General features: G+C 48.3%; 22 protein-coding genes and 1 pseudogene. 14 read left to right on the top strand and 9 right to left on the bottom strand.

Features of this window, described 5'->3' with window-relative positions; translation table 11 throughout:
- Nucleotides 1-133: 133 nt before the first annotated feature.
- Nucleotides 134-502, top strand: a pseudogene (gene tnpA, locus IC229_RS33875) (IS200/IS605 family transposase); the annotation flags it as partial.
- A 378-nt stretch (nucleotides 503-880) separates the two neighbouring features.
- On the opposite strand, the gene IC229_RS33870 reads toward tnpA, so the two are convergent.
- On the bottom strand, nucleotides 881-1,348 hold the full coding sequence (locus IC229_RS33870; RefSeq protein ID WP_190893281.1) for an Hsp20/alpha crystallin family protein: 468 nt from the start codon (nucleotides 1,346-1,348) through the stop codon (nucleotides 881-883).
- A gap of 332 nt (nucleotides 1,349-1,680) precedes the next feature.
- Entirely contained in the window at nucleotides 1,681-2,580 is a 900-nt protein-coding gene (locus IC229_RS33865) for a bestrophin family protein (protein ID WP_190893279.1), read from the bottom strand.
- A 320-nt stretch (nucleotides 2,581-2,900) separates the two neighbouring features.
- Here IC229_RS33865 and IC229_RS33860 point away from each other — a divergent pair, with 320 nt between their 5' ends.
- Nucleotides 2,901-3,092, top strand: coding sequence for a cold-shock protein (locus IC229_RS33860; RefSeq protein WP_190893278.1), 192 nt, complete (start codon nucleotides 2,901-2,903; stop codon nucleotides 3,090-3,092).
- Nucleotides 3,093-3,675: 583 nt separating this feature from the next.
- Here IC229_RS33860 and IC229_RS33855 read toward each other — a convergent pair.
- The 6 genes from IC229_RS33855 to IC229_RS33830 form a co-directional block, all read right to left on the bottom strand.
- Nucleotides 3,676-5,022 (bottom strand): SWIM zinc finger family protein, encoded by a 1,347-nt coding sequence (locus IC229_RS33855; RefSeq protein ID WP_190893276.1) that lies wholly within the window; start codon nucleotides 5,020-5,022, stop codon nucleotides 3,676-3,678.
- Nucleotides 5,023-5,025: 3 nt separating this feature from the next.
- Nucleotides 5,026-8,187: a DUF6493 family protein gene (locus tag IC229_RS33850; RefSeq protein WP_190893274.1), complete on the bottom strand. Its 3,162-nt coding sequence runs from the start codon at nucleotides 8,185-8,187 to the stop codon at nucleotides 5,026-5,028.
- A 258-nt stretch (nucleotides 8,188-8,445) separates the two neighbouring features.
- Nucleotides 8,446-8,775: a LytR/AlgR family response regulator transcription factor gene (locus tag IC229_RS33845; RefSeq protein WP_190893272.1), complete on the bottom strand. Its 330-nt coding sequence runs from the start codon at nucleotides 8,773-8,775 to the stop codon at nucleotides 8,446-8,448.
- A gap of 28 nt (nucleotides 8,776-8,803) precedes the next feature.
- Nucleotides 8,804-9,265 carry a hypothetical protein gene (locus tag IC229_RS33840; protein WP_190893271.1) on the bottom strand — a complete coding sequence of 154 codons (462 nt, stop codon included), beginning with the start codon at nucleotides 9,263-9,265 and terminating at the stop codon, nucleotides 8,804-8,806.
- Between the two features lie 18 nt (nucleotides 9,266-9,283).
- Complete coding sequence (locus tag IC229_RS33835; RefSeq protein ID WP_190893269.1) at nucleotides 9,284-9,958, bottom strand: hypothetical protein; 675 nt, start codon at nucleotides 9,956-9,958, stop codon at nucleotides 9,284-9,286.
- A 60-nt stretch (nucleotides 9,959-10,018) separates the two neighbouring features.
- Nucleotides 10,019-10,684, bottom strand: a complete 666-nt coding sequence (locus tag IC229_RS33830) for a hypothetical protein (protein WP_190893268.1) — start codon at nucleotides 10,682-10,684, stop codon at nucleotides 10,019-10,021.
- Nucleotides 10,685-10,909: 225 nt separating this feature from the next.
- Here IC229_RS33830 and IC229_RS33825 point away from each other — a divergent pair, with 225 nt between their 5' ends.
- The 9 genes from IC229_RS33825 (at nucleotide 10,910) to IC229_RS33785 (ending at nucleotide 23,987) form a co-directional block, all read left to right on the top strand.
- Nucleotides 10,910-12,829, top strand: coding sequence for a tetratricopeptide repeat-containing sensor histidine kinase (locus IC229_RS33825; RefSeq protein WP_190893266.1), 1,920 nt, complete (start codon nucleotides 10,910-10,912; stop codon nucleotides 12,827-12,829).
- A 14-nt stretch (nucleotides 12,830-12,843) separates the two neighbouring features.
- Nucleotides 12,844-13,467 carry a response regulator transcription factor gene (locus tag IC229_RS33820; protein WP_190893264.1) on the top strand — a complete coding sequence of 208 codons (624 nt, stop codon included), beginning with the start codon at nucleotides 12,844-12,846 and terminating at the stop codon, nucleotides 13,465-13,467.
- A gap of 277 nt (nucleotides 13,468-13,744) precedes the next feature.
- Nucleotides 13,745-14,755, top strand: coding sequence for a S41 family peptidase (locus IC229_RS33815; protein ID WP_190893263.1), 1,011 nt, complete (start codon nucleotides 13,745-13,747; stop codon nucleotides 14,753-14,755).
- A 672-nt stretch (nucleotides 14,756-15,427) separates the two neighbouring features.
- Entirely contained in the window at nucleotides 15,428-18,421 is a 2,994-nt protein-coding gene (locus IC229_RS33810) for a SusC/RagA family TonB-linked outer membrane protein (protein WP_190893261.1), read from the top strand.
- A gap of 23 nt (nucleotides 18,422-18,444) precedes the next feature.
- Nucleotides 18,445-19,962: a RagB/SusD family nutrient uptake outer membrane protein gene (locus IC229_RS33805; protein ID WP_190893259.1), complete on the top strand. Its 1,518-nt coding sequence runs from the start codon at nucleotides 18,445-18,447 to the stop codon at nucleotides 19,960-19,962.
- Nucleotides 19,963-20,047: 85 nt separating this feature from the next.
- On the top strand, nucleotides 20,048-21,406 hold the full coding sequence (locus IC229_RS33800) for an apiosidase-like domain-containing protein (protein WP_190893258.1): 1,359 nt from the start codon (nucleotides 20,048-20,050) through the stop codon (nucleotides 21,404-21,406).
- A gap of 41 nt (nucleotides 21,407-21,447) precedes the next feature.
- Nucleotides 21,448-22,425, top strand: coding sequence for a nucleoside hydrolase (locus IC229_RS33795; RefSeq protein WP_190893256.1), 978 nt, complete (start codon nucleotides 21,448-21,450; stop codon nucleotides 22,423-22,425).
- A 317-nt stretch (nucleotides 22,426-22,742) separates the two neighbouring features.
- Complete coding sequence (locus IC229_RS33790) at nucleotides 22,743-23,447, top strand: SDR family NAD(P)-dependent oxidoreductase (RefSeq protein WP_190893254.1); 705 nt, start codon at nucleotides 22,743-22,745, stop codon at nucleotides 23,445-23,447.
- Nucleotides 23,448-23,744: 297 nt separating this feature from the next.
- The gene (locus tag IC229_RS33785; protein ID WP_190893252.1) at nucleotides 23,745-23,987 is read left to right on the top strand and encodes a hypothetical protein; all 243 of its coding nucleotides are present in this window, start codon (nucleotides 23,745-23,747) and stop codon (nucleotides 23,985-23,987) included.
- Between the two features lie 166 nt (nucleotides 23,988-24,153).
- Here the strand turns inward: IC229_RS33785 and IC229_RS33780 are convergent, their stop codons facing one another.
- Entirely contained in the window at nucleotides 24,154-24,453 is a 300-nt protein-coding gene (locus tag IC229_RS33780; RefSeq protein WP_223834367.1) for a TIGR03643 family protein, read from the bottom strand.
- 236 nt (nucleotides 24,454-24,689) lie between these two features.
- On the opposite strand from IC229_RS33780, the gene IC229_RS33775 reads away from it, so the two are divergent.
- From IC229_RS33775 to IC229_RS36250, 3 genes are all read left to right on the top strand, one after another.
- On the top strand, nucleotides 24,690-25,088 hold the full coding sequence (locus IC229_RS33775) for a response regulator (RefSeq protein WP_190893250.1): 399 nt from the start codon (nucleotides 24,690-24,692) through the stop codon (nucleotides 25,086-25,088).
- Between the two features lie 357 nt (nucleotides 25,089-25,445).
- The gene (locus IC229_RS33770; RefSeq protein WP_190893248.1) at nucleotides 25,446-25,634 is read left to right on the top strand and encodes a transposase; all 189 of its coding nucleotides are present in this window, start codon (nucleotides 25,446-25,448) and stop codon (nucleotides 25,632-25,634) included.
- A 325-nt stretch (nucleotides 25,635-25,959) separates the two neighbouring features.
- On the top strand, nucleotides 25,960-26,094 hold the full coding sequence (locus tag IC229_RS36250; protein WP_190893245.1) for a hypothetical protein: 135 nt from the start codon (nucleotides 25,960-25,962) through the stop codon (nucleotides 26,092-26,094).
- Nucleotides 26,095-26,259: the final 165 nt, after the last annotated feature.

Below are 26,259 nucleotides of genomic sequence, written 5' to 3'. Positions count from 1 at the left end.
AAATCCCACGCCTTAAGGCGGGAACTTTAGTAGCTTTATGGGATGGATTATCGCACGGGCTCCCATAGTCGCTATGAACTGAAAATTCACTTGGTCTGGATTACCAACCGGACCGCCGGAGCGGTATCGTAAACGCATCCTGAAAGGAGATGTATCGCTTCGGTTGCGGGAACTGATTCGGGAGATCTGCAAGGCCAATGAGGTAGTGATTGTGAAGGGCCATATTTCCTCGGATCATGTCCATCTGTTGTTGAGCTATCCGCCCACAATCTCGGTGAGCAAACTAGTTCAGTACCTAAAAGGAAGAGCTCTCACAAGCTGTTGGGCCAATATGATGCGTTACGCAAAGCGTTTTGGGCCAGGCCGCTGGAGCGGTCAGCATTTATGGGCACGTGGCTACTTTGCGGCCAGTGTCGGTACAGTGACTGACGAGGTCGTAAAGGAGTATATCGACAAGCAAGACGTGGCTCCATCGGATGATGACTTTAAGATTAGTGACTGACTTTAGAGGGCTTTAGCCTTAAATCTATCGGCCTAAGCCGATAGTTATTTAAATTCGGCGGTATACTTTCATTTGGAGCGTTGGGATTGGTTCATGGTACACGAAGTTAAAAAAGTTTCGTGTCCGGGTTTTTAGGACCATATCAAGTGTCTGTTGCAAAAGTCTGGACTAGGTTAAAGAGGTCTAAATCAGAAAACATTACGAACCAAACAGTAACTAAAAATTGCTGGGTTTAAGAGCCTATCCAGAGTAGAATCGACTTTTGCAACAGCCACAATTCTTATATGACACACCTCAAAAAAGTTCTATTTATATAGTCATAAAAAAGGGGTGGTGACATACGATGTCACCACCCCTTTTCGTTTGGCTTACTCCGTACTAGTTAATTTGAATTTGAGTGGGAGCCTTAGGTTTAGCTTCTTCCTTTTTAGGTAGCACTATGTGCAGAATACCATCCTCGTACCGAGCCTGGATCTGATCCTGATTGCAGGAATCAGGTAACCAGAACGAGCGCGAAAAGGCGTGATAGCTAAACTCCTGTTTGGTGTAGTACCCCCGCTCATTTTTCTCTTCCTGCTGATCTTGCTGCTGAGTGGATACCGTCAGCTTCCCATTATGCAGACTGAGCTTGAAGTGCTCTTTCTTCAGCCCAGGGGCGGCTACATCGATCTGGTAGCCTTCGGTATCTTCCTTGATGTTGACTGCCGGCACTAGTGTACCGACCTGAGAGCGGGTAATGCCGGGCCAGTTGCGGTTGAAGTTAAATAACTCGTCCATGTCTCTGCCCATGAATTCATCCAGTAGAGAGGGCAGTTGTCCGTTTCCATTGAATTTAACCAGTGACATCGTTGTAAATGATTGTAAGGTTTGACATAAAAATCGTGTCAAAAAGCCTCTAAACAAGCCCTATGCCAAAGGCAAGCTACCTTTTTTCGACACAGGGAAAAATGCCATTTTGTCATTTTTCCCTGCGTTGGGATTGTCATTAAGACAGGGGTTGTCATACAGCCCTGCCACTTAACAAAAAATCTAGACTATAGCCGAGAACCCTGCTGGTCAGCCTGTGTTGACGAACCATGAACTCGCTTCTTTTCAATAGGCAGACTCGTAGTCGGTTTGAGTACTTCGAGAAAGTCAGCCAATAGCGCTTCAGAATGTTCGGGGGTGGATTAGCTTACTTATAAGAGGTAGTAGTCGTTGGGTTTTACCGGTAGGGGTACATCGGATTCACCTAAGAGCTGGCGGATGTTGATGTCGATGGTTCGAGCGATCGCCGTTACGGACACATCACTGGGCCGGTTGCGGAAAGGGTCCTGTAAATGATAAGCACTCTTTTCAATCAGCAAAAAGGCGGCTGAGATGAGCAACAGCAGGGGCAACTCAAAGATAATCTCGACATTATTGAGAGCAATCGATAGGGTAACCACAAAGAGGTAGATAATGAAATGCAGGAAATGCCGATAGGTCGAGGGAAACACGGTTGAATTGATGCGTTCCGCTTTGCCCATCGAATCGCACAAACGAACCAGGGTATTGTCGAGTTGCACGTGTCTGAATACATCCATCTTATTCGTTAAGCGCAGTTCTTGGATGTCGACCGTGTGTTGCTGCAATAAGGCCAGGGGTTTGTTGGTATGCTGGAGGAGCTTGGCCCTGTCAGCCTCCATGAGCAGGTCTTCGATACCCTCTAGGGGGTTCAGTCCCCGAAGCGACTGGCCCAGACAATAGCACCAGGCAATCTGTCGATAAGCCAGCTTTTGAATACAGTTTGCAGTAGCCTCGTTAGGATCCAGAAAGGATTGGAGCTGAAGCACAAAGCTTCGGGAGTCATTGACAATAGCCCCCCAGACTTTACGCGCTTCCCACCAACGGTCGTAGGATTGATTCATTTTGAAGGAAAGCAGGATGGAAATGGCCGTTCCCAAAAAGACCGGAATAGTCAGAGGCATCTCGGGGAAATACTGACGGGCGTAGGTGGCGAGTAAATTAGTGATCAAGCCCACTAGAAGGATATACACCAAGTCGTATTTAATTTTATTAAAGATATAGGCAACCGATATTCCTTTATCCAGTAACATATTCGCAAAGCCGTTTTTTGAGGTAACTGCGGTCGATTTGAGATTGTTTTTACGGACTAAGGTTTGTCCTGAGCAATAAATCCAGGACTCTGTTTTTTACTCTATTTTTCGTATGCTACTAGAATAGGAATAATACAATTTGTAATGCTTTATTAACTTCGCTTAAAGCCGTTTTTTGTCCGGAATCAGTCCCCTGCTAGCATCCCATAAATAACTAGCCTAATCAATTACCACCTCAATGAGAAACCGACCAATCGAGAACTCTATTTGGTAATCTGACTACTTCTGCCGTCCTTGAACCAAATTTTAACCCAATCACAATGCCTACAGGAACCGTCAAATTTTTTAATGAGAGTAAAGGCTTCGGCTTTATTAAACCCGATGATGGCAGCGAAGATGTGTTTGTGCACATTTCAGGAACCATCGAAGAACTCCGCGAGAATGACAAAGTAAGTTACAATGTCGAGCAGGGCAAGAAGGGCTTGAATGCAGTCAACGTCAAACGGACCTAAGGCCATTAGCTTAGTCCACTCGTAAACCAGGAAGAACAGGCTGTCAAAGCCTGTTCTTTTGTTTTAAGGATAAGATGGCCTCATTTACCCGGATTTTACGTTTGTTAAGGGTGATGGTTAAGCAAACGTATTTGGGCTTGGCATTTGTTAAAGTAATGCCACTAATGAATATGAATCAAAGAACCCTTCTACAGCTAGCCTAACTCATTAACACCTCTACTTAGTACTTTACCGTTACACCGTTTATAAAATAGGTCAGTGTAAGTGTTTGCAGCAATTGTACTTTTGGTAGTACGTATTCAGTAAAAGTAATCTTTTCGTAAACGCTTTCTGGCACCAACAACAAGAGTCAGCCTATTTCTCTGCTCGACAGATTACGTTTATCTGATCAAGCTTTTTCTTGGACGGAAAGGTCGTACCTACTTAGTTGTATTTATTGAATAATGGTAACCTAAAGTCAGTTACTAGAGTCCTGGCTATTGAAATAGGCTATTTCCAATAGTACCCTAATCAAGAATTGGCTAAAGATGAATCAGTAGAGCCTAGTATAGTTACCACAAAATGTGGGAGAGCAAGACTTCCATTACTGTTCCTTCAGCATTTTTACGGCCAGCACGTGTTTACAGAGACCGCGTTTACCCTGGTGATTAGTGAACCAGTCGCAGGTGCAGCGAGCCTGCCCTTTGTCGATGATAACGGTATGCACTAGGTCGCCCGTGCCTTTTACGCGCGTTTCGATGTAATCAGGCGTTTGATTTATCAGTTGAATCGTGTTATCGACAACCAGTTTACGAGCGTTTTTCAGGCGCGGATTCAGATTCAAAATTCGGGTGGTTTTAAAAGGCAGTCGGCGGTAGAAATGGGCGTTATTCACCAAATCGAAACCCAGCAAACCGATGCTCGACAGTTGAGCGGTCAGCGTATTCATCGCCCCAAAATCAATGTCATGCTCTATGGACAGGAGCGTGGGATTGAATGCTTCGTTGGCTTTTAGTAGGCTGTTGACGCCATAGACCAACTCCATCGGCAGGTCGTCGAGAAGATGTTCCAGCGCTTTACCTTCACCCGAAAATCCCCGATACGCATCCGCCGAAAATCCGAAAACCAGTTGTAACGCTCCCATCATCAGCACAAATCCCGCAGCCTGACCGTCGTCGCTCAGGTAGATCTTTAACGAGTCCAGAAACGGGAGTAATCCATCCATAAGTCGAAGGCGGTGAGCGCCACCCACCCGAACTCCCTGCCCTTGCCGGAGAGGTGAAAATAGAAACTTACCCGCTCGCTGAACAACAAATACATCGGATTTGACCGTACCTTTTGGCAGGCTCTGGAACAACTGAATGGCCTGCGGACGAGTTAGCGTAAACACGGGCTGCATCTCGGCCAAATAATGCTGTACGCTCGTTAGCCCCTTAATCCAGCGGTTGGGCAGGCTCACCTTGCGCTCGACCACTTTGGCTTTTTCGCTGATGACGGTTACGGATTGCTGCCCTACCGATAGCACCATGTTTTCGGTTTTGGTGATGCCGTTGAGGGCATTAATCATCGGCTCGTTGAAATCGACGTTGGTAGTACCGCTGGCCAAAAACTCGCCATCCAATCCTTCGGGTTGAATGTCTAGACGGGCATACACACCGTTGCAGGACGAAAACCCCTCAAAACGCACTTGTCCAGCCCCCGCCGTTACGATGGGGTCGCGCAGGGCCATTATCTCCTGCATGGAAAGCGCAAACCGCGAACGAACCGTTTTGGCAATTGTCATCAGGCAGCGGGCCGTGAGATAAGGTTCGCGCAGCCGCCCCCAGAAGAAGCAGGGAACGTTGTTAACTTCCTCAATCTCGGTCTGGTGTGAAAGCAGTAAAGCACGACCAGCGTCGGTTTTGTCGAGTAACGACGACGTAGCGTATTCGTAATCAGCGAGGTTTTCCATTGGTTAAGCTTTTTGCAGAATTGCTGCGCAGGTCGTTTTCAGCGAAGCGATTTGTTGCCACATTTTCAGAGTAGTAACGGTTTCGGCGGGTGGTGTCGCCTGTCGTTTCACGAGTAAATCAATATACAGTTCAAGCAATTTTTTGGTGTTTTTTGGCAACTCGGCGGCTTCCGCTAATCGAGCAAACAGCGCATCGAGTAATAACAACAGGGCCTGATTGTGCAACGGACTTACGTCACGTACCAGATTCAGGGCGTCGGCAAGCCGCTGCAAGGGCGCGTAATTATCAGCCAGCAACCAGCCTAGACGGTCGCCGAGTTGAACAGCATCGAGGGTCTGTTCGCCGAAGTGGTGAATAAGTACTTCGGCGGCCAGTGTTCCGGTTTCGCGCTTTTTGGCCAGCAATCCGGTTGCCAGGACCAGCATCGACATGGTGCGGATACGAAAACCGGGCTGAAGCATACAGGCCAGCGCCGGGGCCACAGCGGGCGACGTTTCGGACGAGAGACTGCCGTATTTCGCTACAACCGTAAACAGCGATTCGGGCTGTTGCGGAAGCAGGCTGTTCCAGTACGCTACGTCGACAGAGTCCAGCGAATGGTACGCCCAGCTACTATTCTGTCGCTCAGAAAGGTCGTTGCTATAAAGCAGAACCGGACGTAACGTATCAGGAAGTTTCGGGAACGTAATGGTCAGTTCGCGCCAGGAGGGGCTACGTTCCATTTGTTTCGTCTGGTAGTTACGCCACTCATGCCATCGTTCAGTTATCTGAATAGTCTGCGTAAATGGTTTCGCTACGTTCGGTAAATCGGCAAAATGCGTCTGGTCGAAGTCCGAAAATTCGGCTTCCGGCTCAACGGTACGGGCGGCAACGGCCCATAAAATTTGCTGGTCGGACAGGTTGGTTTTTGGTTGAAACAAGGCTCGCAATTTATCTAATGCTGTTTTATGAGGTACGTCCCGTTCAGGACTGGCACCCAGGGAATAGCGCATCAGCGAGGCTAACGGAGGAGTCAGTTCGTTGCAGAGCGTTATGGCTTCGGCGGTTTCTTCGCGGGGCATCCGGGCAATGGCAATCGCCAGATCGAGCGGCACAATCGCTTCGCCCGCCTGCTGGTAAGCCAGCAAACGTTCGACCAGCGTTTTGGGCGCAATCCAGTGGGGCGCGTGCGTCGGAAAACTCAACAAAGGCAACGTAGAACCGGCTTTCCATTTTTGCCGGACATGCTGTAACCGATTGAATTGCAGATCAAGCGTTTGAACCGTCGTATGTGCTGACAGCGTGAATTGCCCCATTCCGCCGTGTAGCCAGTGCAGCAAAAACATACTCGTTTGCTGTTTGACCTGGCTCTGAAAATACGTTTTTGTCAGTTTTTTATGATACACCTTAAGCTGCTCCTGGAAATCAGCGGGCATATTGGCGGGCGGCAGTATCAGCGCATTCATCAGTATTTCACAATCAAGTGGATCGTTGGAGCCGATGAATTGACCAATCAGGAACAGGAAGTCATTCCACGTATCAGGCAACGTAACGGCCTGATCCATCACGAGTCGCTCGACCGGCTTCCCCGGAACGTACTGATACGTAGCAGAACTGTCTGCCGCGTCAGCAAACGTAGTATCGGTTTTAGTTAAAAACGTCTGCAAATCAATTGATACGTTGCCGAGCATTTGGCCAGCATACGTCTGAAGCGCCGATTGCAGGTCGGGATCGGATGGGTCGCCGTAGATGGTGAGTAGTTGAGCCGCTTTGGTTTGCAGGGGCAAATCGTTGACGGCAAATACATCGGCCAGCCGTATGCAGATAGTCGGTCGGTATTGTGGCCCCGTTTTGGCGGTACGTTCCAGCAGACTCAGCAACGTTTTCAGCCCCGTTTTGCAGTCGGCTCGCATCATCACGGCGGCAACCCATTCTAGAAATTCATCCGTCTGAAAATCAGGGTCATTACTACTGGTTTTTATCAAACCAATAGACCAGTTTACTACGTGTGGATGCTGTGCCGCTAGCAGTGGTAACAGTGCCGGTTGCAAGGCCAGTAATTCGGCCGTAGTTGGGTTGGCGGTTTCAAACTGTTTCCGAAAAAACGTCCGCAGGTTAATGTTCCAGTCTTTGGTCTGTACGCTCAGACAGCGTTCGAGAAACCACAGGCGGTCAATTTTTCCTTCGGTCAGCCATTGCTCGAATACCAGCGGCCAAACCGGATGATATACCCACTCCTTTTTTGCGCCCTGAAAGGCGTACGTGTAGGTGTGAATTTCGGTTGGATAATCAAAAATCGCGGGTAGTTCGCGAGTAACTAGCTGTTCATCCCTAGCCAGCGATTCGATGTGATACCGATACGTTCGCTCGTTTCGATTGGTATTTTCCGAGTTCCAGTTACTGAACGTAGTGGCCGAACGGGCAAACAATTCTGGGTTGTACGACACCAATCCGGCGGCTTCAAACTCACGAAGTTTGTGGTAACCTATTGTCGTCCAGGACTCGCCTGCTTGCTGTAACAGAAAATCGCCCAGCCAATCTGGTTTGGCCCATTCCAATAGCTGCCGGGCCAACTCTCGAAACTCTTTATCCGCACCGATGAGCAGACGAGCCACCCCATCAAACGGCTTCAGTTCCGACATTGAAAGCAACGCAACGCCCGACAGTGAAATCATGATCCGTTGCGGCCAGCTCCCTCGATGGCCCCACTCCTGGCGAACCGTTTCTTTGTTGACGCCCGTTGGGATGGTTTTTAGCACTACGTAGTCGCACCAGTAGCGCCGGGCTTCCTTGATTTTTTTCCGCAGGGCTTCGTAATGACGTGTATCCACACGTTGCAGAAACGGCAGTAACGCAGCCATCGGCGCCTGCTGAATCAATTCGTCGTACCGGGTTAACGTAGCGATTTCCGCTTCCTTATCTGCGCTCGCAGGTCGCAACGTAGCAACGCGCGGCTGACTAGTAATCGGCTGGCTATCGCCCGATTCTACGTATCCTTTTGCCGTTTTTTCGCGGATTAATTTATCGGCCTCACGCTGGCAACGGTCGGCCGTATCGAAGGTTTTGACCTGACTCTGGCCAGTCGTTCCCCGTTTGCCGAACGTAACGGTGAATGACGTATCATGCGTGTCGATCTGCCAGAATTTATCGGATTTATCATCCGTAAACGAAAAGTAGCGGGTCATAATGTAGTGCCAATGAATAAGGCGCAACGTACTAAATAGTGAAGATTTCAGTAGCCAAATCGGTATAATCCTTAATCAATATAACCTTCTGAAAATACGATTTTTGCGCGATATTTCCTAGCTAAAATCCATCATTTTTCTTGTTCATTTCCACTACGTCCCGATTAAACGCATCGGCCGTTGGATAATCGTGATGGGTAAAATTCCACGCTACGTTCGAAAGTAATTTCATCTGTTTGGCTTCTATCGCTACGTTTATCAGTTGGTCTGCCCAAAAAGTTGCTGTCGAAATCCAGTGGCCCGACGTCGGGACACCAGCAGAGCCCGGTCGCCTGACAGACAAACCAGTACGTTGCCCTTTTGCGACCGATGCCCGATGATGTGCGCCGGATTAACTAGTGTACCTTTATGAATCCGGATGAAATTGGGCAATTGTTCGGCAAAACGAAGCAGTGTTTTGGCCATCAGAACCGGCTGCTCACCTTTCAGATAGACATAAGTATAGTTTCCGTCGCTGACGCAATATTCGATGAACCGAATTTCGACGCGCCGTCGGCTTTTGGTCCCTCGTAATTCAATCGTTTCCATACGTACCAATCGTGTGGTTACTTGTATTTTATTTCTTACCTGACTGTTGCTGAAGATATTGCGACAGGAGAATATCAGGTTTGCACTCTACCGATAATCCTTCCGAATAGATCAATGGCCGTTCCATTTCTTCGGTACCATATTTCGGCACAAAAAGCGTCGATTGACCGTAACGTTCCCGGAAAACCAGCACGACAAATGGGCGACCATTGTTCTGAATCATAAACTCCTGACGGCCATCCGCTTTGGTTACACTGGCTTTGAAAATCCTGCCATCCCACGGATGGTCGAATCCATCCAGCGCTACCAGCGACTCGTTTTTAGTTTCGGGGCCGATACGTAGCAGCAACACTTTCAGCCCCTCCCCCGCCCGATACACTTTGCAGTATTTCCCAATTTCCGGACGTGGCGCTTCTTTCCCCGACTGGGCCAGTACCGGAATGGTCAACAACGTAGTGAGCAAGCCGCCCAGAATTCCTATAATCTGCATAGAATGAGTGTATTTGAGTTATTGAACTTTACCCTGCTTGTCGACCGAAAAGCTTTTATGGGCGGTGGTGCTACGTGTACTCTGCACCGATACGTCCCCACGTAGTTCGCCGTTACCCATGTATTTAAACATCAACTGATGGACGTAGCAGTCCTTCGCGTCGTATCCCGATTTGGTGACGGCCTCTTTATAAACATCATCGGCTTTGTCGAAATCCATGATATCCGACTTGCGAAACAGCACCTGTTTGAACCCGTCGTACGTATCGATAAACTTTTCAGAAGCCCCGATGCCCGCCGATATTGTTACCTCTTCAGGACCTTCAACAGCTTCGTTACCAAACATATATCGGTACGACACAATCTTGTTTTTGTCCTTGGGAGATACCATTTGAAGAGACATGTGTGCATCATCGCTGTCGGCACCTACAATGCTTTTAGAGAAATTGACGTACACTTCCAGCAGTTCGGGGTCATCGACGTCGGCCTTTTTCAGAATGGCTTCATAGCCATCTTCAATCTGGTCGCTGTCGGGCATCTGATGCAATACGTTCCTAGACTTGTCTGACTCCTCACTTTTCGCTTCGGTGGTTGTTGAACTGCTTTCCGACGTAGTGAACTCGCTGGAAGACGTATCATTTCCACAGGCGCTGAGCACCAGACAGAAGCCGAGAATAATTAGGTTTTGCTCCATAATCGTATGGGAATTTATGGAAGCCCCGACAGTCGGATCCTGTCGGGGCCTCGCCAGCATTTATTTTTTACCTCCTTTAGCTAATCCATTCAGGATTGCGTCGTTCCAGCCGGGCACTTCTTTATTTGCCGGACCACTTACCGTAACCGTTTGGCCATCAGGACTCCATGCTACGTTGATGCCAGTTGCTTTGTCGGATGGGCTCAAGACGATGTTTAGTTTTTCGCCTTTTGGGCGCCAGCCGTTGGTGATGTAGCTGCTACGTGCGTTGAAAAAATCGGCAATGGTAGTCAGGTAGCCCATCGCCAGATTAAACGAGGTCGGATTTTTTGCTACGTCGGCTGCTTCATACTTAAACGTGAGCTTACTTGCCAGTCTGTCGATCTGTTCTTTACAGGTAGGCTGCCATTCTTTGGCTTTGTCGCTCTGGACGTTGAAGCCGCATTTTTCGTTGAGCGACGTATAGCCCGCCTTATCCGAAAAATCGACCAGGGCCTGCGCCATCCGTTTGAAACTGTCACGTCCGCGCGGCTGGCTGGGCGCGGCCAGTACGCTCTCCCACATAGTCGGTGAGAGGTTGATGGTAAACAATTTTTCGACCGTATAACTGTTCATCCAACCCGTGCTGGTTTCGATGAGATCGGCGAGTTTTTCCTTGTTATCCTGCGCAAACGTGGGGATGTTTACATGAATCATAAGTGCGAAAAGAATTAGTGTTTTCTGCATGGTAAGCCTCGTTTTTGTTCATGGCAAAGGTCAACCACCGAATCATCCCGCACCATACTACTTCTGTAGTATATTTAACCAGCTAACATGGCTGCAAAAAGTTATATAGCTGATAATCAACTAGAAACTACAACCTTCAACACCTACTACTTTTGTAGTATTTTACGTATCTGACCGCCAAGTCAGTGCCCGAAAGCCTACATTTGCTCAACAGGAATACGAAAAATGACGCACCTTTTTTACTTATTTATTGGCGTAGGTATACTCTTAGCGCTGATGGGTTGCCAGTCGCAACCTGCTACGTCGTCGCCTGTTTCGGCGAAGGATTCCGTGCAGGTATTTCAGTTGTTCGCTCAGGCTTATGACGTCCAGAACACGAACCCCGATAGTGCGTATGCGTTGATTCGGCAGGCGGGTGCGCTTTCCCGCAAGATTGGATTCAATCGAGGTCTGATCAATTATTACAATCAGGCGATGTACAATCGGGCGGCTTACCGGGGTGACTTTGTCCTGGCGAAGCGGTTAGGGGATTCTGCGCTAGCGTTTGTCCAGGAACCCACCCGCAAACAATTTCGGATGCTGGCCAATTTCTCAAAGGCCATTACGTATCAACTTCAGGAAGCCAACGATTCGGCCATTGTTTATTACCTGCGGGCGTTGGATAGTCAGCAATTCACCAGGGATACCTCGCGGGTACCCATGATTCAGAACAATCTGGCCATTCTGTTTCATTTTCAGCAGCGCGACGATTTGGCCGTTGCTTACCAGCTTAAAGCCCTCAAGCATTCGATCAGTGATGCCGATACGGGGCAGATCATTGGCAACTACGTAAACCTCTATGGCTTTGAAGCGGCCCGAAAAGACACCATCACGGCTTTCCGTTATCTGGCTAAAGGTCTTGCGCTGGCCGCCAGTCCAAAAACCTGGCGAGAGGAAACTGAACTCTTCAAAAATGCGGGTGAGTATTATTTAGCCGATCGAAAGGTTGATTCGGCCCGGCACTACTTCGACTGTTATTATGCGTTAACCAAACTTTTGTATGCTCCTGCTTATCTAGCTCAGCCACTCATCGGACTAGCCCAAACGGACTGGCTGGCGGGTAATTTGACCGAAACAGAACAGCGACTTAATGAGGTAAAGCGACTGACGGCAATCGATTCATTGCCCATGCTCGACCGACAAAACTATTACCAGACGCAATATCGACTGCTCCGAAAAACTGGTCGGCCGGCTGAAGCCTTACGCGCACTGGAGCAGTATAACGCGGCTGTAGCTGAGTTTCGGGATGGAGAGAAAAATCGACAACTTATCCAATACGATGAGCAGGTTAGACAACTACGCGAAGCCAAACAGCAAGCTGAACAACAGTTAGTTATTCAGAAGAAAAACACGACTATTTTTACCCTGATCGCCAGCTGTCTGCTCATTGTCGGAGTGGCTATGTTGTTGGTACTGTACTGGCGAAAACGCAAAATGCTGGAATCGGAGAAGCTCGCCAAACTACAGTTGGAAGCTGAGTGGAATACACTGAAAAATCGCATGGAAGCTCAGCAGGAAGAGCGCGGGCGTATTTCGCAGGAACTGCACGACGAACTGGGTACAGCCCTGACGTCAATCTCGCTTGCCAGTGAATTACTCAAACAAAGCGGCCCAGTCAATTCGGCCGAAGTACAGATCATTGCCCGGGCCTCCTCGGAGATGACTACCCGCATGAACGAAATTGTCTGGAGCCTCAATGTCAATAATGATAATGTGCAGAGTTTGGTTGCCTACATCCGGAAGTTTTGTGCTGACTTTCTGGGCGAAGCAGGCATTCAGATGGCCTTTACCGAAACCATTACCGAACCCGAGCGTGAGTTACGGGGTATCATCCGCCGAAACGTGTATCAGTCCGTAAAGGAAGCCGTTCACAACGTAGTAAAACACGCCGAAGCATCACGGGTGGAACTGGTCATTGCCACGGTTGAAAATGAACTGCACATCCTGATTCGCGACAATGGAAAAGGCATGACAAATGAGCCGGTCAAACTCTGGAGTAACGGCCTACGTAACATGCGTAAAAATATAGAAGCCGTCAAAGGTCAGATCAGTTGGCTGACCGACAACGGTACCCTAGTCAGCATTCAGGCACCGATGAGTGCCTGATAACTAATTCGTCTATGATTTCCGTTTTCATTGTTGAGGATAACCCTGATATCCAGTTGCTGCTGCAAACCATTGTGAGTCGCGAAGTGGAGTATGCGTGCGTGGGGGTAGTGACGACGGGCACCGAAGCCCTGCGTCGCATTCCAGAATTATTACCCGACGTAGTGCTAATGGATATTGGTCTCCCCGACATCAGTGGCATCGACTGCGTACGCCGGTTAAAACCGCTCTGTCCGAACGTGGAATTCATTATGTGCACGGTTTACGATGAAGATGAGAAGGTTTTTCAGTCGCTCGAAGCAGGTGCCAACTCCTACATTCTCAAAAAAAGCAAACCTGAATTGCTATTGACGGCCATCCGTGAGGTATATGAAGGGGGCTCTCCCATGAGCAGCGACATTGCCCGCAAGATTGTCGCCCGGGTGCAACGTAAGGACCAGGCACGTACTGACTACCACATCACGCCCCGTGAAGTAGACGTATTAACTATGCTCGCAAAGGGATTGACTTACAATGAAGTAGCGGATGCGCTTTTTATCAGTGTCAAAACGCTCAAAAAGCATATTTATAATATTTACGAGAAACTCCATGTAGACAATAAAGTTGAAGCACTTAACAAGTATTTCGGGAAATTTTAACCGGAGAATTGTTCTGGCATAGCCAGAATATGGGAATAATGGGTAGCGTTTTCGTGAACACAATTGTATAATTCTAAAATTGCACTAATTGACGGTTCAGTTAGTATCGTCACTCCTAAACCCTAATCGACAAAATAGTACATTTCTCATAGGATTGGGGCTTCTTGTCGAATCGTACCGACTATTTCAGTAGCGTGCGTATCGCTGCCAATCATGCAACATGTAGCTGGAATTCTCATCTTTACCCTAATAGTTACCCCCTCAAACGTATATACTGATGCGAAATGCGAAAATACGCTTTTTCCTTACTGCGGTATTGATCGCATCCAGGAAGCCCGTACAGGCTCAACTGTTAGAGCGCCAGTTAACCAATGAAGAGAAATATGCGGTGATCAAGTCGTCGGCTCACCTACTGAACAATCATTATCTTTTTCCTCATAAAGCGAAACAAGTGGAACAGCTTTTAACAGGAAAGCTGAAAGCGGGGGCCTTTGACAAAGTAGTTGATCCGAAAGCTTTTGGTAAAGAAGTGCAAGGGTTAATGCAGGAAGTTACCCGAGACAAACATCTGAGACTATTATATGCACCTGCTCTGGTTAAGAATTTAGAACGCGTAAAAAACAAACACGACAGTCTGGAACTTTACCGGCAAGACTTTGCCGAGAGAAAAAAAATTAATTTCGGTTTACCAGAAGCTAAAGTATTGGTGAATAATATTGGGTATTTAAAAATAACCAAATTCACGGCCCCTGAAATGGCCGGGCCCGTCATGATGGCTAGCTCAACGTTTTTACAGCATGTCGATGGCTTGATCCTTGATTTGAGAAGTCGCGGAGGGGGTAATTCCTATACCTTAGAATTATTGTTAAGCTATTTCCTACCCCCTAAAACCCATATGTCTACCTGGCATTTTCGCGATACGCCAGCAACCGAACAATCCTGGACTTTACCCTACGTGGAAGGACACCGATTCCTGGACGTTCCGATTTTTGTCCTAACCAGCAAAAACACCTTCTCCGCTAGTGAAGCATTTTGTTACTCCCTGCAAACGACGAAACGAGCCACCCTGATTGGCGAAAGAACGGCTGGGGGTGCCCACACCTATAAAGAAATGAAAGTTACCGATGAGTATTTAATGACCGTACCCTATGGCAGACCCCTATATACGACAACCAACAGCAACTGGGAAGTTACTGGGGTACTACCGGATTATGAAATAGACGCGGAAAAAGCTTTAGAAAAAGCCCAGGAACTATTGGATAAACGATTGGCTAAAAGCGATAAATGAAGTCAAAAAACAGTGTTTTTAGCTTTCATCCTATTTTTGCCTAATTATCAATACTGGTTTAAATGGTTGTTCGTTCTCTGTAATCGCTCCCACATGAGACGAGGAAGCTTTCATGTATCAGCTTCTTATATTGGGCGTGAGCTGAAACCGCAGCTAAAATCGATACATTAAAAATTAGTAAGGCAACGTATTAGCCGGATTAGATAGCGTGTCTGTCACACAGCGAGAAACCACCGGCATCCCATTTATAACCAGCTGAGTTTATTGCCACTCCCACCTACTAATACTCATTAATACTACATAAGGATTGTAATTAGTATAGATTACTGGATTATTATTCCTGATTATTATTATGGCTCTACTGTTTGGCAAAATGCCTTAAATAAGCCTCAAATCAACTGTTTTTTTAATTTTTTGGTGATTTAGTTTGACTATTTCAAAAAGTTATTACATTTGCACAACTGTACTGTACTGTACTGTATCACAATTAAATATTATAAAATCCTCTTTGATTTACTTGCGGGATTTTATAGTAGCAACCCTATCTGTTCGATGATAAATACGGGATAATCATAGGGTAGTTGAAAGTCAATTTATGAATCCAGCCTGATGCGCTTACTACGTATCAGTTGAGATTACAGTGAATCGTCCTAAACCAAAAACCTATTACTCATGAAACAACTGCTACCTCATGAAGCAGCTACCTTTCTGATGCTATCGCGAACGCGCTGGCTATCAGTAGTTATTTTGCTCATTTTTATGCTGTCCCAAACAGCAATTTACGCGCAGGGTAACATCCGAATCACTGGAAAACTCACGGCAAGCGGAACCAGCGAAGCGTTGCCGGGTGTCAACGTAGTGGTAAAAGGAACCAACCTTGGGACGGCTACAAACAAAGACGGTACGTATCAAATCAACGTACCAGCCGAAAACAGTACGTTGGTGTTTTCGTCGGTTGGCTATCTGCCGCAGGAGGTTGTTGTTGGCAAACAGAGCACGATTAACGTAACGCTCGAAGCTGATTCGAAAACCTTGCAGGACGTAGTGGTTGTGGGCTACGGTACGCAACGTAAAAGCCAGCTGACAGGCGCGATTTCGTCGGTATCGGCCAAAGATATTCAGACTATTCCTGTTACGTCGGCCGATCAGGCGTTGCAGGGCAGGGCGGCTGGTGTCGATGTAATTGCGTCGAGCCACGCACCGGGCGCTACGGCAACGATTCGGGTGCGGGGTGTGAGTTCGATTCGGGCGAATAACGATCCGTTGTTTGTGGTCGATGGTATTCCGATTTCAGGCGGGCTGAGCGACATCAACCCTAACATTATCGAGTCGATGGAGGTGCTCAAGGATGCATCTGCTACAGCGATTTATGGCGCTCGGGGTTCCAGCGGGGTAATTCTGATCACGACCAAACGGGGTAAGGATGGGCGTACACAAGTGACCTACGACGGCTACATGGGCGTGTCACAAATCGCCAATAAAGTAGAGGTACTCGACGCCGAAGGTTGGGTAAATTACAAAGCTACGGCTTTTAAAACGAGACAGTTAGATAAGCTGCTGGATAACATCGAACTGAAAAACTATCAGGCTGGCAAGCAGGTCGACTGGCAGAACCTTAACCTTCGTAACGGCATCCAGCAGAGTCACAATATCGGCGTACTGGGCGGCAATCAGAAAACGCGTTTCTCAGTCAACGCCAATTTCCTGAAGCAGAACGGAATTGTGTATAACTCCGATTTTACCCGCGGTTCGCTGCAAATCAACATCGATCATCAGATTAGCAACCGCTTCAGAATCGGTACGTCGACATTGCTATCGTATTCGAGTGAAAATCTGATCAATCAGGGGCAGGTTCTTGGCCAGGCGATGCGGATCGGCCCCCTGGGCGACGTATACAATGAAGACGGTACGTACCGTCTTTTTCCAACCAGCGAAGCTCTGTTGGGAAACCCCAGAACTGACGCTGAAAACGAAAAAAATCAGCGATTCCGTACCCGTCTCTTTAGCAGTCTCTACGCTGAAGCTGAACTCTGGCGTGGCCTGAAATACCGGTTGAACTTTGGACCTGACTTTTCGTTCGAGAACGTAGGTCGTTTTATTGGCAGCTACACCAATACGTTGCAGGGAGCACCGAATCGGGCTACTAATTCGAAGTCGGATACCAAAGCGTACACGCTGGAAAACCTGCTGACATTCAGCCGTACCATTAAGGATATTCACGCATTCGACGTTACGTTGCTTCAAAGTGTGCAGCAACAAACCCTCGAAAATAATACCCTGGAAGCAACCGGTATTCCATCCGAAAAAATGCTGTGGCATGACCTGTCTTCAGGGCAAATTCGCTCCTTCGACACCGACCAGCAACAGTGGTCGATTCTGTCGTACATGGCGCGGGTGAATTACAGCCTGATGGGCAAATACCTGATTACGCTGACGGCCCGTCGCGATGGTTCGTCGCGTTTTGGGCAGGATCGCAAATTTGGCTTTTTCCCGTCGGCAGCGGTGGCCTGGCGGATTGCGGATGAAAAGTTCATCACCGACATACGCGCCATCAGCGATTTGAAACTGCGGGCGAGTTACGGGGCCGTTGGAAACACGGCACTTAACCCGTATCAGTCGATGGGAAGTCTTACGCGGAGAAGTTATTTGTTTGGTTCTGAGGCTGCTTTAGGGTTTGAACCCAATACGTTGCCCAACTTCGATTTGGGTTGGGAAACCTCGCATCAGGCAAACATCGGTTTGGATTTCGGACTTTTCAACAACCGCATTGCCGGTACGCTTGAATACTACCAAATTAAAACAACCGATCTTTTGCTAAACCGCGCGTTACCGCAAAACACAGGGTTTGGTAGCATCCTGGCGAACATCGGATCGACCAAAAACACAGGTTTTGAGTTCACGCTGAATACGATGAACGTGCAAACACAGGACGGTTTCAAATGGACGACCAGCCTGAACGGAGCCATTAATAAAAATCAGATTACGGATTTGTATGGCAATGGTAAAGATGATGTCGGAAATAGCTGGTTCATCGGTCAGCCGATCAATGTGTTCTACAACCTGCAATTCGATGGAATCTGGCAGGCCAACGAAGTCGAGCAAGCTAAAGTCTACAGCCGGACTCCGGGTCAGATTAAGGTGAAGGACCTCAACAACGACGGAAAAATTACGGGCGACGACCGGGTCATTATTGGCTCAGCCATTCCAAAATGGACCGGCGGTATCACCAATACGTTCAATTACAAAGGCTTCGATCTGTCTATTTTCGTAAATACCCGCCAGAAGTTCATGGTAAACAGTGACGTATATGCGCTCGATAACCTCGAAGCACGCTATAATATCCCACGGTTTGTGAACTACTACACGCCTGAAAATCCAAGTAATGATTATCCCGCCCCCGTTACGCCGGGTATGAACAACCCCAACATCGACCTGATGCGTTACCGCGATGCCTCGTACGTTCGGGTACGTAACATCAATCTGGGTTATACGTTTGGAACGCAACTGGTGAAACGTATCGGTTTGCAATCGCTACGTCTTTACGTCAGTGGTCAGAACCTCTTTACGTTCACCAAATTCCAGGGTTGGGACCCTGAATCGGGCGGAAATCTAGGTAGCTACCCAAGCACCCGGCTTATACTGTTCGGCCTGAACGCCAGTTTATAATCCTTATCCAACCGCAACGAATCATGAAAACCTATATCATTTTAGGCGCCCTTCTTCTAACCGTTTGTCAGGGCTGCAAGGAAACATTCCTGGAGGAAAATCCGCGCTCGGTGCTGAATCCGGTTAATTTTTATACCGACGAAACTGGCCTGAATGCCGGCATCAACGCTACGTATGCCAGCATGCGGTCGATCTATGGCGAGCGGGAGGAACCGTTCCGACTCACGCTGCTTGGCACCGATGTATACACCAATGGCAAAGGCCAGCTTGGGCTGCCGTTCGATATTTACGACACCGACCTCAATCCGTTTGCCGCCGAAGTCGATTTTGTCTGGTCGACCTGCTACAAGACGATCAACCTGACCAATACGCTCATTACGTCGGCCGAAAAGCTGTCGTTCAACGAGCAACGTAAAGCGCGCATTATTGCTGAAGCTAAATTTTTCCGGGCGCTGAATTATTTCTGGCTGGTGCAGCTATTCGGCGACGTACCGCAGAAACTCGACCCAACTACCGGCGTTATTACTGAAGCTGTCCGGACTCCACAAGCCGAGGTGTATAAAACCATTGTCGATGATTTAAAATACGCAGAAACGAATCTGGCTGCTACGTACCCGCAGTGGGGACGGATTCGGAAAGGGGCGGTACAGCACCTGCTCAGTAAGGTGTACTTAGTTCAGAAGGATTGGACCAATGCGGCTGATATGGCGAAGAAAGTTATTCAGGATCAGGCGAATTATAAATTAGAAGAAGATTATACCCGCATTTTTCACTGGGAAAACCAGGTCAATAAAGAAATCATTTACTCGGTTCAGTACGAAAACGACGCGACTAATTCTGGTTCCATCGGCAATCAGGGACACCTGTATTTTCAGAATTCCTATTCCGATATTCCGGGTATGCAGCGCGTTATTCAGTGGGGTCGCCCGTTCTCGCGTTTCGCGCCAACGCCTTACCTGATGAAGCTGTTCGACAAGTCCAAAGACGAACGTACCGACATCTGGCGCACCTTCGATGATTATTATTACAACAATCCTGCTACGTTGCCCGCCGGAAAAAAAGTAGGCGATCCGATCGACGAAAGCTGGCGCGACAAAATCGAATTTCACTGGACAAATCTGAAGTATTTCGACCCAACCCGTCCGAACGTAAACGAAGGCCGTGGCAATAAAGATTTTATCGTTTTCCGGCTGGGCGAAACGTATCTGATAGCCGCCGAAGCGCTGATGATGGCGGGCAAAAACGACGAAGCTGTTACGTATTTCAACGAAATCAGACGGCGGGCCGCTCGTCCGGGCGTGAATCTCAGTGTATCAGCCAGCGCGCTGAACATCGACCTGATTCTGGAAGAACGTGGTAAAGAACTCGCCGGCGAAATGGATCGCTGGTTCGACCTGGTACGTACCGGTAAAGCCGTTGAGCGGGTAAAGGCCTATTCGGCGCGTGGGCAGAACATCAAGGCGACCCACGTACTACGTCCGATTCCGCAAACCCAGATTGACCGCGTAACGATTCCGTTTACCCAAAACCCTGGTTATTAAAAACATAGAACGCAGATTTTCATGATCGTTATGATTAGCTCTAATCATAACGATCATGAAAATCTGCGTTCTATAACTTTTTCCCGTGAAAACTAACACGCTGTTTTATTGCATACTAATAGGTTGGTTACTAATGACCCCGGCGCTCAGCCAGCCAATCCCACCGCGGCTGGTTGTAGCGCCGGGAGCTCATTCGCTGGCGCAGGCAAACAAAGGGAACGTAACACCCTTTTTCTGGCTGGGGGATACGGCCTGGGAATTGTTCGAAGGGCTGGATCGCCTGGAAACTGTTCGCTACCTTGATGACCGGGCGCGTAAAAAATTCACGGTGATACAGGCTCACCTACTTCCCTGGGAAATGACCGATCAGAACGCTCTTGGCGAAAAGGCATTTTTGGATAATGACTTCGACCGCCCAAATGAGCGTTACTGGCAACACGTTGATTTTGTTATCAACGAAGGGGCAAAACGAGGTCTGTATTTTGCCCTACTGCCCGCCTGGTGTCGAACCTACATCGAACCCTCCGATGCTCCCCTCCATACCGATTCGCTAAAGCCGTACCGATATGCCCGTTTTGTGGGGCAACGGTACCGTCGCTACACCAATCTGATCTGGGTATTGGGTGGCGATCAGATGCCAAAGCAACTACCTATTTACCGCTCGATGGCCAGAGGGTTAACGGAAGCGTATGCCGACGGGAAAACGTCCGATATTGTGATGACGTACCATCCACCGGGTGGTACCTGGCGACCACCTGCTACGTCGTCGGGGGAGTTTTTTCATAATGAATCCTGGCTCGACTTCAACATGATCCAGTCGGGGCACGCGGTCGATAATGCGAGTTACCAACGTATCAGCGAGGACTATGTCCGCAAGCCAACCCGGCCGACGCTTGATGCCGAGCCGTGCTACGAACAGCATCCCATTAAACACAAATATGAAAACGGCGCATTTAACGCCTGGCACGTTCGTCGACGCGGTTATTGGTCGGTGCTGGCCGGCGCCTGCGGATTTACGTACGGAGGCAACGGTATCTGGCAGATAGAGAAGCCTAATCGTACTAATCTGAAAACGCACTTTAAAGACTATTGGTACGATGCGCTCAATTACGAAGGCGCCGGTCAGATGCAACACCTGCGGAAACTAGCCGAAACGTATCGCTGGCACACCTGGCAACCTGATACTACGTTAATTGATGGCTCGCCCGGACGAATCGATGACCGAATTCAAAGCATACGTACCACCGATGGAAAATACTTTATTCATTATAGCACCAACGGACGAGCCATTCCGCTCAAACCGTTGCCATCGGGTCAATGGACGTATCGCTGGTTCGACCCACGTACCGGACGTAGCAGTTCGCCGGAGAAGGTTAATTCATTAACCTTTTCACCACCTACCTCGGGCGAAAACGCTGATTGGGTATTAGTATTGACGCGCTGAAGCCTTTACGAGGTCATTGTCATCATCGTTAATCGTTACGTATGCGCCGATTGTTATTTGTCGTTTTCGTTTTCTTCGGAGGGTTATCAACTGCTTGTTCGGGTCAGCAGACGCCTGTTCAAACTAAACCAATCGCCGTTATTCTGGATACCGACATGGATTCGGACGTAGACGATGTGGGCGCGCTGGCCATGTTACATACCTATGAAAAAGTGGGTAAGGTCCGGATTCTGGGCGTTGTGGTAACCAGCGATGAACAGTACAGTGCTACGTGTACCGATGCCATCAATACGTATTTCGAGCGGGGTGATTTGCCGATTGGTATTAGCCAGAAGGACTCACTGAAATCTTTTTCGAAGTATACACTAGCGGTTTCGCAGGAATTCCCGCATAAACTCACGTCCAGCAAAATTGCCGAAAACAGTACGTCGTTATACCGGCGCCTGCTGGCAAAAGAACCTGATGGCAGCGTCGTGATCATTACGATTGGGCACCTAACCAGTCTCAGTAACTTACTGAACTCACAACCCGACGCCATCAGTCCGTTGAGCGGTCAGGCTTTAGTCGCTAAGAAAGTGCTACGTTGGTCATGCATGGGCGGCCAGTTTCCGAGCGGTAAGGAAGCTAACTTTTATCGGCCCGATCCTGCCTCCACGGTCAATTGTCTGGCAAAGTGGACACTACCTGTCACGTTTGCTGGTTGGGAGGTCGGCAATCAGCTCGTGACAGGAGGAGCCGATTTCAAGGCGCGTTGCAAATCCAGCAGCCCAGTTTATCGGAGTTATGAGCTATACAACAACTTCAAAGGCAGAGCCAGTTGGGATCAGGTTGCGGTGCTGGAAGCAGTTGAAGGCGTATCCTCTTATTTCTCCGTCGTGAAAGATGGACATTGTGCGGTCAGTGCCGATGGAAGTAACACATGGACGTTTCCAGCCAATCCACTGCATGGCTATCTGGCCATCAAATTCACACCTGAAGCCATCCGCAATCGTATTGAAGAACTGATGCTTGGTAATTAAGTACGTGGTTATGCCGTCATGAGAACCACTGGATTGTTTAACGTCAATGGACGAGATTGAATTTGCTATTTTTTACTGGGCATTCTTTAAAATCCTTTGAAGCTATGTTCAGTAAAAAATGGTAAGTTAAATCAGGATTTGCTACGTTGAACTGGACACTCAGATCAGGCAGTATGTAGTTTCCTGTTTATTAGAGCATGTTTACTTAACTGCGTTCAGTTTAACACCCTACCTCATTAAAATCTATTTTCAGCCAGCTCCCTAAACTTTATGACTCGACAGCGAGTCAACCAGATGGACCAATACACTCGATCCTAATGAAGGGGAAAAATATTATGATTGTCGGAGTCAGTTCTGGAATCGGTCAGGCTTTGGCGAAGCAACTGCATGCGCAGGGGGGAGTAAACTTGTTTACGGCGGGACGGCAGCCACCAGTGGGCATTACCGCCACCCATATGAAGTGGGACGTCACCCAGCTACCCGCAGCCGACGCCCTCACCCAACTCCCCGATATACTGCACGGGCTGGTGTACTGTCCGGGCACCATCAATCTCAAACCCTTCCATCGACTCACCATTGAGGATTATCGCCAGGATTTATCCATCAACGTACTGGGGGCGGTGGCTGCCATTCATGCAGGCTATCTGGCATTAAAACAGGCTAAAGGAAGTAGTGTTGTTTTGTTTAGTACCGTGGCTGCAAAACTGGGTATGGGCCTTCATTCCTCGGTGTCAGTTGCTAAGTCGGCGGTGGAGGGATTAACCAAATCGCTGGCGGCCGAATTTGCGCCGAGCAACATCCGGGTCAATGCGGTGGCTCCCTCCCTGACGGATACACCCTTGGCCAGGAACCTGCTGAGCAGTGATGAAAAGCGCGAAGCAGCTAATAAACGCCACCCCCTGGGCCGCATTGGTAGCCCAGATGATATTGCCAGTCTGGTAGCTTATCTGCTTTCCGATCAGGCAAGCTGGATCACAGGCCAGGTAATCGGCGTCGATGGAGGGATGGGGAGTTTGAAATAAGGGGGTTATTGTCGCTACAAATCGGGACTAGCTTAGTGGAATCATCCAGACTCGATTTCAACTGATCCGATCAGGATAATGTCTTCTTGGTAAAATCCTATGCATTTTAACTGCCCGAACCTTGGCCGGAAGTAAAGCTGAATTAAGGCTGCTCATTCGGAATTTGCTTCCTGATAAAATACAATATAGAAACCTGGTAATAACCCTTTATTTGCCTTTTAATGCGAATTAATCTCTAAGCTGTATTGTTTTATTTATAGAACATCAGGCGAAAATACCCCCGTTGTTCTACCCTACATGTTCGAGATGTTTGTCGGTGATGTGGTCTATTATGCCACGGCCGACCAGACGCTAGCCAAAGACCGGATTAAAGCCATTTACAGTACGAAAGTAAAGGGTAAAAGCAGGCATGTTTATACGCTTTACAATGGGTTGAGTAAGCTGGAAGACGAGTTATTCCTGAGTCTCAAGCGGGCAAAAAACCATTTTGAAGGAAGGAGCATTAGGCTTCAAATACCCAAAGGGTTTGATACAGATTAGTCACCTGCCCCACCTGAAAATGATTCGCGTGGGGCTTTTTTTATAGCAGATTTGGCAATAAGGTGGTATAAGCTAGTCGGATGGGTTTGTTGGGATAGCTTTGGCCAACCAAATTTCATGAGAAACGCACCGGGTTGCGTGCATCGATCGCGTTCGTAACGATTCACTACCGTTTAGCGAGCTTGTTGTGGGTTATTGAACGTTGCTGGTTTGATTTAAAGCGCGCATCGTTCACTACCGATAAAGCTGCGTGCTTAGTTGCTCTACCCTGTACCCGAGTGCGCCACCTTCGCCACGAAGCCGGTTTTAACTGCGTGCGCATGAGCTCAATAACCTTTTGTTCCGGCAAACCAAACTGGACCTGAATAGCCTCAAAGGGGGTTCGGTCTTCCCAGGCCATTTCAACAATACGATCCAGATCTATTTCTGGTAATACGACTACGAGTTGGTTTACTTTCATACTCATATAACCCGTTGGATTTGTATTTGTTAGAGTCTGACAACGTGGACTAGCGCTGAGGAAGTTAATTTCTTAGTCATTTGAAGTAAACGGGTTTATCGACTAGCGTAAGCTATCGAGTAGGGTATTGTCAACAGTAAATGCTACTTCCAGCTCGCTGTTGGGTCCGTATTAAAAAGCGTCGAATAACCCGATTGTACAGAAAAATAGGCATCAGGGAGGCTTGATCACCGGTACGGGGCATGTACGAAGATAATCCGGCCATTCGTGATGCACTGTCGATGCTGCTCGGTGGTATGCCAGGTATAGAATTTGTGGGGGCTTACCCAAATCCGCTCAACTGGCGTCGGCAATTACTCGACAAACAGCCTGATCTTGTCTTGATGGACATCGAAATGCCTGATCTTGATGGTATCGAAGCTACCCGCGCCATCCATGCACACCTGCCCCAGGTGAACGTAGTGATGTTGACGGTGTTCGACGAGGAAGACAAAATTTTCCGGTCGCTCTGTGCTGGTGCTGTTGGCTACGTTCTCAAAAACACCACTCCCGACCGGCTCATTTCGGCCATTGAGGATGCTCATGCAGGTGGTGCGCCCCTTTCGCCCAGCATCGCCCGGAAAGCAGTACCCAAAGCCTAAGGGCTGTGTTTGCTATTATTTTCCTTCGTATTTTTACTACCAGCCACCACCGTCGTATACAGACTGACTGTGAGCAGCTTACTTCGCTTTTTTGGGCCAAACTAAGTGCCCCGCTTTTTTAAGAGTTTCCTCTTCTAGTCCATTCCGGACTTATCCGTTCCCCTTTTTTACTTTAAGGTGCCATTTACCGTACTGTAACTGTACTTACTAATGTCCAATCGGCGACGCCTAAAAATCCCACGTAAGCGGTATTACGTGGATGATATTTCCGTAATTCTTCCATTGGCGGAACTGGAAATCGGACCCTTGATATGGTCCTAAATATCCGGACACGAAACTTAATTAACTTCGTGTACCATGAACCAATCCCAACAACCAAAACGAAAGTATACCGCCGAGTTCAAGGCTGATGTATTGCGGCTAGTTGCCAATGGTGAACCTATCATGGCTGTAGCCCGTAAGATGGGTATTAGCGATAGCCTGATTCACGCCTGGCGGAAGACCAATGACAAAGCCGGGCCGCCGGAGCGGGGAAAAGAAAACTGATCAAAGTCTTCAACAAGAAGTCGATAGCCTACGTAAGCAACTGCGGCAAAGCGAGATGGAGCGCGAGATCTTAAAAAAAGCTGTTGCCATTTTCAGCCGGCAAACCTGACACTGACGTACCAGTTTATTAAGTCCGAAGAAACCAACTTTCCAGTACGACTACTCTGTAAAGCACTGAATGTCAGTAAGACTGCCTATTACACCTATCGTAATAGAACAACGTTCACTCCGTCAGATAGCGATCTAGCCATGACTACAGCAATCGACAAGATTTTCTGCCGGGCCACCGAAGCGGGAAAACTCCCGACGCTATGGCAGCCGTCGCGTGCTGGAAGCGCTGAAAGAACAAGGCGTAAAGGCTGGTCGACATCGGGTACCTCGTTTGATGCAAGAGCAGGACTGGCGGGCCATTCAGCCCCGTAGTCGCTTCGGCGATCCGATTCGTGCCCAAAACGACTAACTCCAGGTATGGTTTAATCGCTTGCCCCAACCGCTTAATCGAGTTTGGCAAACCTACTTCACCTAATCAGGCGTGGGTTGGCGATATTAGTGCGCCATGAAGACGCAGTTTTTTTTGAAGACTGCGTTGGCTGATTGTTGACCGGCAGTTGTAATACTGCCCGCC

Source organism: Spirosoma profusum (genome assembly GCF_014699005.1).
Taxonomy (GTDB): domain Bacteria; phylum Bacteroidota; class Bacteroidia; order Cytophagales; family Spirosomataceae; genus Spirosoma; species Spirosoma profusum.
The sequence above is the reverse complement of the archived record's forward strand: the minus strand, read 5'-3'. Positions and strand labels throughout refer to the sequence as shown.